Origin of the sequence: Rhodoferax sediminis (genome assembly GCF_006970865.1) — a bacterium.
Lineage (GTDB): Bacteria > Pseudomonadota > Gammaproteobacteria > Burkholderiales > Burkholderiaceae_C > Rhodoferax_A > Rhodoferax_A sediminis.
Window position 1 is genome coordinate 124486 of sequence record NZ_CP035503.1, and the last position, 12689, is coordinate 137174.

Annotated in this window: 12 protein-coding genes; 4 read left to right on the forward strand and 8 right to left on the reverse strand. The window is 65.6% G+C overall.

Annotation, left to right across the window (positions count from 1 at the left end; genetic code table 11):
• Window positions 1-1145: 1145 nt before the first annotated feature.
• From EUB48_RS00630 to moaC, 3 genes are all read right to left on the reverse strand, one after another.
• Window positions 1146-1451, reverse strand: a complete 306-nt coding sequence (locus EUB48_RS00630; protein ID WP_142817062.1) for a hypothetical protein — start codon at window positions 1449-1451, stop codon at window positions 1146-1148.
• 88 nt (window positions 1452-1539) lie between these two features.
• On the reverse strand, window positions 1540-2523 hold the full coding sequence (locus tag EUB48_RS00635; RefSeq protein WP_142817063.1) for a site-specific integrase: 984 nt from the start codon (window positions 2521-2523) through the stop codon (window positions 1540-1542).
• A gap of 146 nt (window positions 2524-2669) precedes the next feature.
• Window positions 2670-3182, reverse strand: a complete 513-nt coding sequence (gene moaC, locus EUB48_RS00640) for a cyclic pyranopterin monophosphate synthase MoaC (RefSeq protein WP_142817064.1) — start codon at window positions 3180-3182, stop codon at window positions 2670-2672.
• Between the two features lie 66 nt (window positions 3183-3248).
• On the opposite strand from moaC, the gene EUB48_RS00645 reads away from it, so the two are divergent.
• Window positions 3249-4769 (forward strand): M48 family metalloprotease, encoded by a 1521-nt coding sequence (locus EUB48_RS00645; protein ID WP_142817065.1) that lies wholly within the window; start codon window positions 3249-3251, stop codon window positions 4767-4769.
• On the opposite strand, the gene EUB48_RS00650 is transcribed toward EUB48_RS00645, so the two are convergent.
• Together EUB48_RS00650 and EUB48_RS00655 are read right to left on the reverse strand one after the other, a co-directional pair.
• Entirely contained in the window at window positions 4737-5090 is a 354-nt protein-coding gene (locus EUB48_RS00650; RefSeq protein WP_077561771.1) for a phage holin family protein, read from the reverse strand. The two genes, EUB48_RS00645 and EUB48_RS00650, sit on opposite strands and share 33 nt — an antisense overlap.
• A gap of 116 nt (window positions 5091-5206) precedes the next feature.
• Entirely contained in the window at window positions 5207-5884 is a 678-nt protein-coding gene (locus EUB48_RS00655) for a TerC family protein (protein ID WP_142817066.1), read from the reverse strand.
• A gap of 347 nt (window positions 5885-6231) precedes the next feature.
• Between EUB48_RS00655 and EUB48_RS00660 the strand changes: the two genes are divergently transcribed.
• Both EUB48_RS00660 and EUB48_RS00665 read left to right on the forward strand, forming a co-directional pair.
• Complete coding sequence (locus tag EUB48_RS00660) at window positions 6232-6681, forward strand: DUF3717 domain-containing protein (protein WP_142817067.1); 450 nt, start codon at window positions 6232-6234, stop codon at window positions 6679-6681.
• Between the two features lie 20 nt (window positions 6682-6701).
• Window positions 6702-7004 carry a hypothetical protein gene (locus EUB48_RS00665; protein ID WP_077561774.1) on the forward strand — a complete coding sequence of 101 codons (303 nt, stop codon included), beginning with the start codon at window positions 6702-6704 and terminating at the stop codon, window positions 7002-7004.
• Between the two features lie 7 nt (window positions 7005-7011).
• On the opposite strand, the gene EUB48_RS00670 is transcribed toward EUB48_RS00665, so the two are convergent.
• Window positions 7012-7572 (reverse strand): YaeQ family protein, encoded by a 561-nt coding sequence (locus tag EUB48_RS00670; RefSeq protein ID WP_142817068.1) that lies wholly within the window; start codon window positions 7570-7572, stop codon window positions 7012-7014.
• 7 nt (window positions 7573-7579) lie between these two features.
• Complete coding sequence (purB, locus tag EUB48_RS00675) at window positions 7580-8959, reverse strand: adenylosuccinate lyase (RefSeq protein WP_142817069.1); 1380 nt, start codon at window positions 8957-8959, stop codon at window positions 7580-7582.
• Between the two features lie 143 nt (window positions 8960-9102).
• On the opposite strand from purB, the gene EUB48_RS00680 reads away from it, so the two are divergent.
• Window positions 9103-9717, forward strand: coding sequence for a glutathione S-transferase C-terminal domain-containing protein (locus tag EUB48_RS00680; protein WP_142817070.1), 615 nt, complete (start codon window positions 9103-9105; stop codon window positions 9715-9717).
• Window positions 9718-9999: 282 nt separating this feature from the next.
• On the opposite strand, the gene glnE is transcribed toward EUB48_RS00680, so the two are convergent.
• The gene (glnE, locus tag EUB48_RS00685) at window positions 10000-12675 is read right to left on the reverse strand and encodes a bifunctional [glutamate--ammonia ligase]-adenylyl-L-tyrosine phosphorylase/[glutamate--ammonia-ligase] adenylyltransferase (RefSeq protein ID WP_244618286.1); all 2676 of its coding nucleotides are present in this window, start codon (window positions 12673-12675) and stop codon (window positions 10000-10002) included.
• Window positions 12676-12689: the final 14 nt, after the last annotated feature.

The window sequence follows — 12689 nt, forward strand, 5'->3', positions numbered from 1 at the left end:
TAGCAACTTTCCCTCATCGACGTATTTACCATTGCTCGCCGACAACGCGCCGGTCTCGACAATCATCGGGAGAAAAAATCGTGATGTGTAGTGAAATATCATATTTGAGAGAGGGGGCCGACATCGCAGCGCTGGGTTGAGAAACGTCGCTGATGGGATTATTTTTTAAGTTGAAGAAGGTGGGGCGTCAGGGGCAGCAGTTTTGCTGCGGGCACGGCCTGTATTTGTTTGCCCTTCAGCGTGATGAGCAAGGGCGCGACCCGTTCCAGCAACTCAGCCACAAGTTGGCGTGACGGTAAGTTCAGACTCGCCGTCCACCAGTCCCCACTCGTGCCGGATTCACCTTCGCTAAAGATGACTTTTGTGCATCGCCGATCGCTACAGACCTTGCACCCCCTATCTGGGTTAAAGGAGCATCAGGCCCTTGGTCAGGCGTTTTTCCAGCCGAATTGGTGAGACTTCTTATAGAGCCAGTCGATTACCTTTTAGCCTTCTAGATCAACCACTTAGCAGTTAGATAATCAAAATCAGTGCTGTCTCCCGCAGGTATCTTACGGAAATCCGGAAATCCCGAAAAAAATGCGCAAAGCAGGTGCAAAGTGGCGCCGCCAAGATGCTGTTGTCGGTCGGATTCCAACACTGCCTACGCTGGTGAATGCCCAAGCGGCTTCGCCTTACGACGCGCGCGTTAGTGAGTCCTCGCAACTCATTGGGGGCTAAACGCACCGTTTCAAACCCTCGGCGCACTCCCGTCGGGAAAATACAGGTAGACACACTGCGCGTCAGACCACGCAGATCGGGAGTGGGGTTAACCTGCACTGAGGTCGTTCCCGGATCGCGTGCTCACTAAAGGAGTCCGGCGCCCGAAAGGACTCCATGAGCGTGGTGGTGACTTGTTCATCGGAGCTGTGATGCGGGCATTTGGTCGCCCTATAAGCGCGAAGCGCTTTTCAAGCCGTTGCTGATGTTAAAAGCAACGTGTTTTTCCTGTGCGGGCCCGAAGCTAAGGCAAGGGCGGCTGGACGAGTGGAGGGCTTGGGCGGCGATGTGTCGCAGGGTTGGGGCGACGGCAGCTTTCCGCGCATGCCTTTCTCTTGCGGCCAGACCGCTTTGCGTAAGACTGAACAATCGCATTCAACGAAACTCTAGGCGTCTGTTGTAGTGGAGCTCACCGACGCGGTAGGTAAGAGGTTAATCTTGAAGTCGATGGCCTCAAGCAGAAATTGCTTGTTCAGCAGATCCATTTCACCCTCGCAGCGCCGCACTTCTGCCGTCGGGCCGTCTGCATGTCCCCTGGCGGGGGTCACTTTCGCCTGAGGCGTGGAGTTCTTGGCCCGCGCGGCAATCATTGATCTGAATACGTGCATGTCCAGCCCCGGTTTCGGGAGGCGGAGCGGCGAATGCTCAGCCCCCCCGGTCCGTATCAATTGATGTCGGGAGTGGATCTCCATGACCCGATTCACCACTGGCTGCTAAAGACCTGGGTCTAGTATGCGCGACCCAGATAACCCGTAATGCCACAGCATCTTGGACGAGACGCTATCCCAACTTTTTGGCCAAGGCCGCAGCGTTGGGGTGATAGTAGCGCTTCAGCATTTGAATAGTTCGATGCCCCGTCACCGCGGCCAGTTCGATGACGTTGGGCAGCTTCTCGGCCATCTTGCTGGTCGCGGTATGGCGCAGGTCATGGAAGTGCAGGTTCGCAATACCGGAACGCGCGCATGCTCTGCGAAACGCAGCCTCCATCGTCATGGCAGAAATTTGAAAAACCCTTCCATCCTCGCTTCGAGGCAGCTCCGCCAGGACGGCCACCGCCGTGGTCGATAGCGGCACGGTCCGCGGCGTCCCGTTCTTGGTGTCCGGCAGGAAGACGGTTTGTGCTGTCAGATCGACGTGCTCCCACTTCAGCCCCAACATCTCTCCGCGGCGCATGGCGGTTTCCAGTGCGAGCCTCACCAAGGGCGCCATCCAGCGACTGCGTCGTCCGATCGGTTGAAGCTCACGCATCAGCCGAACCTCCTCGTCAGGTTTCAGCAGCCGCGCTCTTCCGGGAGGGATCGTAGGCTTGCGAACCAGGAGGCAGGGATTTTCGACAGAGACACCCCACTCCCGACGTGCGTGATTGATCGCGCTGGACAGAATGGACAAATCACGAATGACGGCGCCATTTCCGACGTTCTTCAGTCGCGCATCACGAAAACTGGCGATGAGCGCTGGAGTCAGCTTGACCATGCTGTGCGCGGCCATCTTGGTGCGCTGCAGGGCCCGAATCCGGATCGCCTCTTCCGATCCGCCCTTTCTGGTGGGCGAGACTTCCTCCATATAGCGCTGGAGAATGTCCGAAAGCAGCAAATGATCGGCTTCGAGCCGCCGACGGTGATCGCCATGATCCATGTTGGATTCGATCTCGCGAGCCCACTTTTGAGCTTCGGATCGGGTCTCGAACGACCGGGTTTCGGCTGGAAAGCCTTTGCGGGTGACCCGGGCTTGCCACATGCCCGCACGTTGCCTGATTGATGCCATTTGCGCCTCTCACTTGGACAGGCGTTGGACAAGATGCGATTTTTGCTTCGATCTCAGTGGTCACGCGGCCAGACATCACGCCCGGGTGCAGTCCCGACAGCTCCGATGGAGTCGTTGATTTTTCCATTTAAAATCAACGACTTAACCTACGGATTGACGAAACTGCCCGACTTGCCGCCGTGCTTCTCCAGCACGCGCACATCGGTCATGGTCATGCCGCGATCCACCGCCTTCACCATGTCGTAGATGGTCAGCAGCGCGACCTGCACGGCGGTCAAGGCTTCCATCTCCACGCCGGTGGGGCCCACGGTTTCCACGGTTGCGGTACAAAATATGGCTGGAGTTCCCGCTGCGTCTAGGCTGTTAGCTTCAAAATCAATAGCAACCCGGGTCAGCGCGAGCGGGTGGCACAGCGGAATCAGCTCGCTGGTTTTCTTCGCGGCCATGATCCCGGCGATGCGTGCCACGCCCAGCACATCGCCTTTTTTGGCGTTGCCGGCCTCGATCAGGGCCAGCGTCTCGGGCCGCATGGTGATGCGCCCGCCGGCCACGGCAATGCGGTGCGTGGCGGCCTTGGCCGCCACATCGACCATGTGGGCCTGGCCCTGCGCGTCGAAGTGGGTCAGGGCCGTGCCGGAGGGGACATTGCGGGTGCTCATAGGTAACAAAGGCGGTTGGTAAAAACCATTTACAGAACGGATTTTTCTTTCGAGCATCATACGGCCATGACTTACCGCATCAACGCGTTCGTGCGGGCGCTGGCCGCTGCCGTGCTGGCCGTGCCCCTGCTGTTTTCACCGACGTGGTCGTACGCGCAACTGCCCTCGCTGGGCGATGGCGGCGACATGAGCACCGGCGCCGAGCGCCGCCTGGGCGAGCGCATTGCGCGCGAACTCTACCGCGACCCCGACTACATCGACGATCCGGTGCTGGCCGAATACGTGCAGGGCATCTGGACGCGGCTGCTGGCCGCGGCGCGCGTGCGCGGCGAACTCACACCCGAGATGGACGACCGCTACGCCTGGCAGGTCATCCTCGGGCGGGACCGCGAGATCAATGCCTTCGCCCTGCCCGGCGGCTACCTGGGCCTGCAGCTCGGGCTGATCGCCATCGTCGACAGCCCGGACGAGCTGGCGTCGGTGCTGGGGCACGAGCTCAGCCACGTCACGCAGCGCCACATCTCGCGCCTGATGGCGCAGCAGAGCCGCATGACGCCGCTGATGATCGGCGCGATGATCCTGGGCGCGCTGGCCGCCAGCAAGAGCCCTGATCTGGGCGGCGCCATGATCACCAGCGGGCAGGCCGCGGCCATGCAGGGGCAGCTCAATTTTTCGCGCGACATGGAGCGCGAGGCCGATCGCATCGGCTACGGCGTGATGACGCAGGCGGGCTATGCGCCGCAGGCCTTTGCCACCATGTTCGAGAAGCTGCAGCAGGCCTCGCGCCTGAACGACAACGGCTCGTTTCCGTACCTGCGCACGCACCCGCTGACCACCGAGCGCATTGCCGACATGCAGGCCCGCGCGCAACTGAACGCCACACCGCCGCTGCCCGCGCTGAGCCTGCAGCAGGCCATGATCACGGCGCGCGCGCAGGTGCTGTCCAACCCCGGCGTGGATGCGCTGCGCGCCGCGGTGGCCGGCGCTTCCCCGGCGGCCACCGCCGCCATGACACCCGCGCGCCAGGCGGGCGCGCTGTACGCGGGGGCGCTGGCCAGCATGAAGCAGCGCAACTTCACCCAGGCGCGCCAGCTGGTGGCCCGGCTCACGCCGCTGGTGGCCGGTGACGCGACCGCCGCACGGCTGGCCAATTTGCTGGCCGCCGAAGTGGCGTGGGCCGCGGGTGATGCACCGCGCGTGCTGGCGCTGGTGGATCCGGCCGCGCCCGGGCGCCCGGAGCTGGTGCTCACCAGCGAGGCGCGCATCCGCACCGGCAGGGCGCTGGATGCGGCGCAGCGGTTGCAGACCTGGGTGGCTTCGATGCCGCGCGACGCCAGCGCCTGGCAACTGCTGGCCAGCGCCTACAGCGCCCAGGACGAGACCTTGCGCGCCATCCGCGCCGAAGCCGAGGCGCAGGTGGCGCATCTCGACTACGCGGCCGCCGTGGACCGCTTCAAGGCGGCGCAGGACCTGGTGCGCAAGGAGGGCACGGGCCGCGAGCCGGACGGGCACATCGAGGCCTCGATCATCGACACCCGGCTGCGCCAGGTACAGCTACTTCTTAAGGAACAGGCTCTGGAGCACTGAATCGATCAGCACGCCCAGCAGCGAGTAGATCAGCGAGCCGATCAGCGCGGCGCCGAAGCCGGTCACGTGAAAACCCGCCAGCAGGCCCGAGGCGGCCCAGAACATGAGCGCGTTGATGACGAACAGAAACAGCCCCAGCGTGATCAGCGTCACCGGCAGCGTCAGCACCACCAGCACCGGGCGCACGATGGTGTTGAGCAGACCGATGACAAACGCGGCAATCAGCGCGGCCGTGAAGCTCTTGACTTGCACGCCGCTGTACAGGCCTGCCACCGCCAGCAGCGCCACCGCGTGAAGCAGCCATTTAAAGATGAGTTTCATGGCGCGCAGCATAGCACCGCAAGCGTAGGGGCCGTCGGCCGCCGCGCAGGGCCGCCCCAAGCAAGGCCAGCCCCCCCTCGGGGGCAGCGCAGTACACGCAGTGACAAGCGTGGGGGCTACACCCTGCGTCGGCGCCACCAGCCCGCGCCCAGCACGCCGGCCACGGCCAGCACATAGGTGCCCCAGCGCGCCGCCGTGTGAATGGCCCCGGGGTCGGCGAACACGCCGCGCAGCACGGGCTCGCTCACGATCATGCTGGCGGCGGTAAACGCCAGCACCGCCGCGCCGGCCTGGATGATGAGCGGAAAGCGATCCACCAGTTTGAGCACCAGCGTGCTGCCCAAAACCACGATCGGCACGCTGATCACCAGGCCGATGACCACCAGCGCGAACGAGCCGTGCGCCGCACCGGCCACGCCCAGCACGTTGTCCACGCCCATCAGCGCATCGGCGATCACGATGGTTTTCATGGCGCCCCAGAAGGTGTTGGCGGCGGGCTTGTCGTGCGCGTCGCTGCCGCTGCCGGTCAGCAGCTGGTAGGCAATCCAGAGCAGCGCCAGGCCGCCGAGCAGCATCAGGCCCGGCACCTTGAGCAGCCAGACCACGCCCACGGTCATGAGGGAGCGCACCACGATGGCGCCGACCGTGCCCCAGACAATCGCGCGGCGCTGCAGCGATTTGGGCAGGCTGCGCGCGGCCAGCGCGATGACGATGGCGTTGTCGCCCGCGAGCACCAGGTCGATGAGGATGATGGCGAGGAGAGCGGACCACCAGGCGGAGGAGAAAAATTCCATGGCAAAACTTTGTCGTATTGTCGGTTCTAACAACACACCCGGGAGGCAACATGTGGCGCGCCAGAGAGGGGCGGCCTTCGCGCTGCACTAACCCAAGTGCATGGCGAAGGTCTTGCTCGATCGGGGCCGCATGTGCGGCCTGGATCTGGGGAACCGGATGAACTGGCGGACAGTTCTTCGTGTTGACGATTCACCAACAGGGAGCTACTCCCCTTCTTGGGTTGAATTGGACCATCGACCGCGGAGACCCCGCAAACTAAAAGGCTTTGTTGGGGCATCGCCGATACCCCAATGGCGCAAGGGCCGCAGGCGCGGCGCTATCATCCGTTTGCGCTCTACTGCACCTCATGGCCGGAATCCACATCACCGATATCGAAGCCGCCATCAACTATTGGCGCGAGAAGGCGCCGTCGCCCGATGGCGTCACGCTGAGTGCCGAAATCCGCGCGCTGGCGGAGGTGTACGCGCTGATGGTCTTCTACCGCGAGGACGAGGCCGACGAGGCGTCCTTTCCGGCCCGCGCGCTGGCCGCCTGGCGCATGTGGTACGACACCACGCCCGACACGCCCTGCATCGCGATCTGCTCGACCAGCCAGGGCGACGCGGTGTGCAAGGGGTGCGGGCGCACCTTCGGCGAAGTGCAGCACTGGACCGACATGAGCCCGGCCGAAAAGCGCCACACCTGGCGCCGCATCACGCAGGACAACACGGCCTGGCGCTTCAACCGCTATGCCGAACGCGCTGCCGAAGGCTGGGTCCGCCCGGCGACACCGGCGCCCGCCGACGCACCGGCCTGAGGCCGCCAGCGTCCGCCGCCATGCTGCGCCTGGCCCAGGCCCCGAACATCGCGATTGCCACGCTATGGGTTGACGTGCTGCGCCAGGCCGGCTTCGACGCCTCGATGCAGCGCTACTTCCTGGGCGGGGCCGCGGGTGACTTGCCGCCCGACCAGTGCCTGCCCGAAGTCTGGCTGATGGACAAGGCGCAGGAAGCCGAGGCGCGCAGCCTGCTGCACGCGTTCCAGAACCTGCCGCAGCGGCGCTGGCACTGCGTGTGCGGCGAACTGGTGGAAGGCGGCTTCGAGCAGTGCTGGCGCTGCGGCGTGCCGCGACCGGCCTGAAGCGTCGTTATTTCCAGCGCACGCACTCGATGTCGATGCCGTTCGCGTCGTCGCCCAGCGTCAAGGCACCTTCCTGGATCGTGGCCTGCAACTGCATGCTGCGCTGCGCCAGCCGGGCGAGCAACTGCGAGGCCGCGGTCGGCACCCGGTACACGCTCAGGTTCTGCGGGCGCGACAGTTTGCCCTCCATCGTGCGCCACCAGATCTCCGCCGCATGCGAGAAGCAGTACAGCACCACCTCATCGGCCTTGCCGCAGGCCTTGATCAGCGGCTTGTCCTCGGGCTGGCCAACCTCGATCCACAGCCGCGTCTGGCCCGTGAAGTCGGTCAGGGCGACGTCGGGCGCGTCGGGGCTGGACAGGCCTGCGCCGAACGCCAGCGTGCCGTCGCCGCCGCACACGCTCTGCAGCTTGTGCGCCTGCAGCGCCAGCGCCACCAGGCGGATCATCATGCGTTCGTCGGTCTCGCTCGGATGGCGCGCCAGCGTCAGCGTGTGGTCCGCGTAGTAGCCGTGATCGATGTCGGCGATTTGCAGGCTCGCCTTGAAGATGGTGGATTTGAGGGCCATGCGCCGCTCAAACGCGTCGCGCCAGCTCGGCGGCCTTGCCGGTGTAGCTGGCCGGCGTCAGGGCCAGCAGGCGCTCCTTCTCGGCCTCGGGGATGGCCAGCGAGCGGATCAGTCCGTGCAGCGCCTCGGCGCCCACGCTCTTGCCGCGCGTGACTTCCTTGAGCTGCTCATACGCGCCCTGCACGCCGTAGCGCCGCATCACGGTCTGGATCGGCTCGGCCAGCACTTCCCACGAGCGCTCCAGGTCGGCCGCCAGCGCCTCCTGGTTGATCTCCAGCTTGCCCAGCCCGGTCAGCAACGAGTTCCAGGCCAGCACCGCGTAGCCGAGCGCCACGCCCATGTTGCGCAGCACCGTGGAGTCGGTCAGGTCGCGCTGCCAGCGGCTGATCGGCAGTTTCTCGGACAGGTGCCGAAGCAGCGCGTTGGCCAGGCCCAGGTTGCCCTCGGCATTTTCGAAATCGATGGGGTTGACCTTGTGCGGCATGGTCGAGGAGCCGATTTCGCCCTCCTTGAGGCGCTGTTTGAAATAGCCCACGCTGACATAGCCCCAGACGTCGCGCGACCAGTCGATCAGGATGGTGTTGGCGCGCGCCACGGCGTCGAACAGCTCGGCCATGTAGTCGTGCGGCTCGATCTGGATGCTGTAGGGCTGGAACGTCAGCCCGAGCCCGAGCGGCGTCGGCGTCTCCACCACCTTGCGCGCGAAGGCCTCCCAGTCGAAGCCGGGCCACGCCGACAGGTGCGCGTTGTAGTTGCCGACCGCGCCGTTCATCTTGCCCATCAGCTTGACGGCCACAATTCGCTCGCGTGCGGCCGCCAGGCGCACCACCACGTTGGCCACTTCCTTGCCCACGGTCGTGGGGCTCGCGGTCTGGCCATGCGTGCGGCTGAGCATGGCCACGTCGGCGTAGGCGTGCGCCATCTCGCGCAGCCGCGTGATCAGGGCGTCCAGCGTGGGCAAGATGACCTGCTCGCGCGCGGCCTTGAGCTGCAGCGCGTGGCTGGTGTTGTTGATGTCTTCGCTGGTGCAGGCAAAGTGCACGAATTCACTGATGGCAACCAGCTCGGGCCGGGCCTCGAATTTGGACTTGATCCAGTACTCGACGGCCTTGACGTCGTGGTTGGTGGTCTTCTCGATCTCCTTGATGGCACTGGCATCCGTTTCGGAGAAATTTTTCACCAGACCGAGCAAGTAAGTGCGTGCTCCGGGGCTGAGGGGCTTGAATTCGGCAAAGCCGGCATCGCTCAAGGTGATCAGCCAGGCAACTTCGACCTGCACGCGGCGGTGCATATAGCCCTGCTCGCTCATCAGGGGGCGCAGCACGGAGAGCTTGGCCGCGTAGCGGCCGTCGAGCGGCGACAGCGCCGTGAGGGGGGAAAAAGACATCCTGTCATTGTAGTTGTGTCGGTTGCGCGCCACGGTCTATGCTTGACAAAGTAACCGTGCCAAATTGCGTCGGGGTGAATCTATAGAATCGGGTTTTCCGGCGGATTTCCCCCGGCAAACCAGCGCCCAAAGTCAACATGCCCATGAAATTGATCGGATCCGACAGCAGCCCTTACGTGCGCAAGGTGCGCATCGTGATGGTTGAAAAGAAACTCGACTACCAGTTCGTCACGGAAGACGTCTGGGCGGCGGGCACGGCGATCGGGGCTTCCAATCCGCTGGGCAAGGTGCCGTGCCTCGTGCTCGAAGGCGGCGAGGCGGTATTCGATTCGCGTGTGATCGTGGAATACCTGGACACGCTGTCGCCGGTGGGCAAGATGATCCCGCCGCCCGGGCGCGAGCGCGCGGAAGTCAAGACCTGGGAAGCGCTGGCCGACGGCCTGCTCGACGCCGCCATCCTCGCGCGGCTGGAGTCCACCTGGCCCGGGCGCACGGACGGGCAGCGCAGCCAGGCCTGGATCGACCGCCAACTGGGCAAGGTGCAGGCCTGCCTCAAGGCGATCAGTCAGGGGCTGGGCGACAAGCCTTTTTGCAGCGGCATTCACCTGAGCCTGTCTGACATCGCGGTGGGCTGCGCCCTTGGCTATATGGAGTTCCGTTTCCCGCAGATCGGCTGGCGCACCGATCACCCGAATCTGGCCAGGCTGCACGACAAGCTGACGCAGCGCCAGAGCTTCATCGACACACGGCCTGCTTGAGCCGATCGGCGCTGGCGGGCAGCCCCAAGCGGCGGCCCGCCCAAATTAAAAATGCTGCGAAACGTCCCGAAGCGAAGCAGAGAGTGAGGGAGGAGGAGAAGCGCCTCGGGGGGACAACCGGACTGTAAAAATCCGGAAGGCTTCGCAGCAGAAAACCGGTACACCCCAAAATCAAAAACGTGGCTGATTGTGTCTATGGACACCCGCAGGCGTCAAAGAGTTCCGCCCGCCGGGGGCCGCCAAAGTGTAAAGAATCGAAACGTGTTGTGCGCCGGCGCCCGGTCAGCCGAACACCGCGGCCCACAGCGCCAGCACCGCGTCCCGCTCGGCCTGCAGCGCGGGCGGGCTGACCTGGGTGGGCTCTTCGTTCAGGCGCGCGCGGTGCTGCACGCGGCGCAGTTCGCGGTAGGCGCGCGCGGCCGCCTCGCCGATGCCGCGCGCCAGCAGGCCGCAGGCCTCGGCGCGCTGCAGCAGCGCGATATTGCCGACGTTGGGACGCAGCTCAGGGTGCTGCCTGGATTGCGACAGCACCAGGAACTGCACCGCGAATTCGGCATCCACCATGCCGCCCGCACTGTGCTTGACGTCGAAGCGGTCGCCCTTCACCGGCCTGGCCGCGCGCACCTTGTCGCGCATCGCCACGATCTCGCCGCGCAGGGCGCCAGCATCGCGCGGCGCCGTGACGACGGCCTCGCGCACCGCGTCGAAGCGCGCGCGCAGCGTATCTTCGCCGAGCACGAAGCGCGCGCGCGTCATGGCCTGGTGCTCCCAGGTCCAGGCGGTGTTGCTGCCGCGCTGCTGCTGGTAGTTCGCGTAGGCCTCGAAGCTGGTGACGAGCAGGCCCGAGTTGCCGTTCGGGCGCAGCGCGGTGTCGATCTCGAACAGGTCGCCCTCGCCGGTCTTGACGCTGAGCCAGTTGATCAGCTTGCGCACCAGCGCGGCGTAGGCCTCGGGGGCGCGTTCGTCCGCGTCCTCGTAAACGAACACGATGTCCAGGTCGCTGCCGTAGCCGAGTTCCTTGCCGCCCAGCTTGCCGTAGCCGATGATGGCAAACAGCGGCTCCTCGCGGTGCCGGTTTTTCAGGCGCTGCCAGCACCAGCGCACGGTGACGCGCAGCACGCTGTCGGCCAGCGCGCTCAGGTCGTCGGCCACCTGCTCGACCGTGATGCGGCCCTCCACGTCGCGCGCCAGGGTGCGGAACACTTCGGCGTGGTGGGCGCGGCGCAGCAGATTCAGCAGGGTCTCGTCGTCGTCCTCTTTGGTGCGCGCCAGTGCGCTGCGGCGCTGCTCGAGTTCCTGCTCGAACTCGGCGGGCGCGAAGCGCTCGGCCAGCATGCTGTCGTTGGCCAGCTCGTCGATCACGCCGGGATGCTGCACCAGGTAGCGCGCGGGCCAGCGCGCGGCGCCCAGCAGGCGCAGCAGCCGCTCGTGCACCTGAGGGCGTTCCAGCAGCAAGGCCAGGTAGCTCTCGCGGCGCAGCAGCGGCTCGATCCAGTCGGCCAGCCGCACGGCGCCGTCCTCAACGACGGTGCCCTGCGCCAGCCACTGCGCGGTGCGCTCAAGCAGCCGCAGCAGGCGGGACCTGGCCTCGTCGCGCAGCGCCAGCACGCGCGGGTGTTCCTGCCACTGCCGGATGCGCTCGCGAAAACGCTCGGGCATTTGCGCCAGCAGGTCCTCCAGTTCGGGCGTGGCCGCCCTGGCGCCGCCGTGGCAGCCGCGGCAGGTCCTTTCGCCGGCGCCGCCCAGGAGCGTGTCGAACTCCTGCGCCACCAGCTCGCGGTGCATGTCGAGATCGCTCAGGAACGGGCATACGCTGGCATAGCCCAGGGTGTGGGCGATCCAGGCCAGGTCGTCGTCGCGGGTCGGCAGCACATGCGTCTGCTGATCTTCCAGGTACTGGATGCGGTGCTCCACGCGGCGCAGGAATTCGTAGGCGCCGGAGAGCGCGTCAGCGGTGGCCTGCGGCATCAGTCCGGCCTGCGCCACGCGCTGCAGAGCGTCCTGCGTGGGGCGCGTGCGCAGCTCGGGAAACTGGCCGCCGCGCACCACCTGCAGCAGTTGCACGGTGAACTCGATCTCGCGAATGCCGCCGCGTGAGAGCTTCACATCGTTGGCGCGCTCGGGATGGCCGGCGCTGCGCTTGGCCGCGTGCTCGCGAATCTGGCGGTGCAGGATGCGCAGCGCATCGAACACGTTGTAGTCCAGGTAGCGCCGGAACACAAAGGGCAGTACCACGCCGCGCAGCGCCTGCGCCGAGCGGTTTTCAATCGCGGCGCGGGGCGCCACCACGCGGCTTTTCAGCCAGGCAAAGCGCTCCCACTCGCGCCCCTGCGCCTGCAGGTAGTCCTCCAGCGCGCCGAGCGAGACGGCCGAGGGGCCCGAATTGCCGTGCGGGCGCAGCGCCAGGTCCACGCGAAATACCAGGCCGTGCTCGGTGGTTTCGCCGATCAGCCCGTAGATGATCTTCACCGCCTTGGCGAAATACTCGTGATTCGACAGGCGGTTGCGGCCTTGTTCGATGCCGGCGCTCTCGCCATCGTGGTCATAGACGTAGATCAGGTCGATGTCGCTCGACACATTGAGTTCGCGCGCGCCGAGCTTGCCCATGCCCACGACCCACATTTGTGCGCGCCCGCCATTCGGCGCCAGCGGCGCGCCGTGGCGCGCATCGAGCTCGGCGAAGGCCTGCGTGCAGGCCGCATCGAGCGCCAGCTCCGCCAGTTCGGTGACGGCACGCGTGACCACGGCCAGGGGCGCCTGCTGGTCGCAGTCGAGCGTGATCAGGCGCTCCAGCACCAGTTGGCGCAGCACGCGCAGCGCGGCACCGCACGCCAGGCCTTGGGCCTGCAAGGCCGCCAGTGCCTGGCGCATGCCGGCGCGTTCCGGCGCGCCCGCGGGCAGCAAGGGCAACTGGCTCTCGTAGCGCCGGTGCAGGCGCTGCAGGAAGCGCGAATGCATTGAGAGCAGTGCGG

Excerpts from the sequence above, each read along its gene's own strand:
- EUB48_RS00630 (WP_142817062.1), bottom strand. The coding sequence starts at position 1,451 with ATGGAGATCCACTCCCGACATCAATTGATACGGACCGGGGGGGCTGAG.
- EUB48_RS00635 (WP_142817063.1), bottom strand. The coding sequence starts at position 2,523 with ATGGCATCAATCAGGCAACGTGCGGGCATGTGGCAAGCCCGGGTCACC.
- moaC (WP_142817064.1), bottom strand. The coding sequence starts at position 3,182 with ATGAGCACCCGCAATGTCCCCTCCGGCACGGCCCTGACCCACTTCGAC.
- EUB48_RS00645 (WP_142817065.1), top strand. The coding sequence starts at position 3,249 with ATGACTTACCGCATCAACGCGTTCGTGCGGGCGCTGGCCGCTGCCGTG.
- EUB48_RS00650 (WP_077561771.1), bottom strand. The coding sequence starts at position 5,090 with ATGAAACTCATCTTTAAATGGCTGCTTCACGCGGTGGCGCTGCTGGCG.
- EUB48_RS00655 (WP_142817066.1), bottom strand. The coding sequence starts at position 5,884 with ATGGAATTTTTCTCCTCCGCCTGGTGGTCCGCTCTCCTCGCCATCATC.
- EUB48_RS00660 (WP_142817067.1), top strand. The coding sequence starts at position 6,232 with ATGGCCGGAATCCACATCACCGATATCGAAGCCGCCATCAACTATTGG.
- EUB48_RS00665 (WP_077561774.1), top strand. The coding sequence starts at position 6,702 with ATGCTGCGCCTGGCCCAGGCCCCGAACATCGCGATTGCCACGCTATGG.
- EUB48_RS00670 (WP_142817068.1), bottom strand. The coding sequence starts at position 7,572 with ATGGCCCTCAAATCCACCATCTTCAAGGCGAGCCTGCAAATCGCCGAC.
- purB (WP_142817069.1), bottom strand. The coding sequence starts at position 8,959 with ATGTCTTTTTCCCCCCTCACGGCGCTGTCGCCGCTCGACGGCCGCTAC.
- EUB48_RS00680 (WP_142817070.1), top strand. The coding sequence starts at position 9,103 with ATGAAATTGATCGGATCCGACAGCAGCCCTTACGTGCGCAAGGTGCGC.
- glnE (WP_244618286.1), bottom strand. The coding sequence starts at position 12,675 with ATGCATTCGCGCTTCCTGCAGCGCCTGCACCGGCGCTACGAGAGCCAG.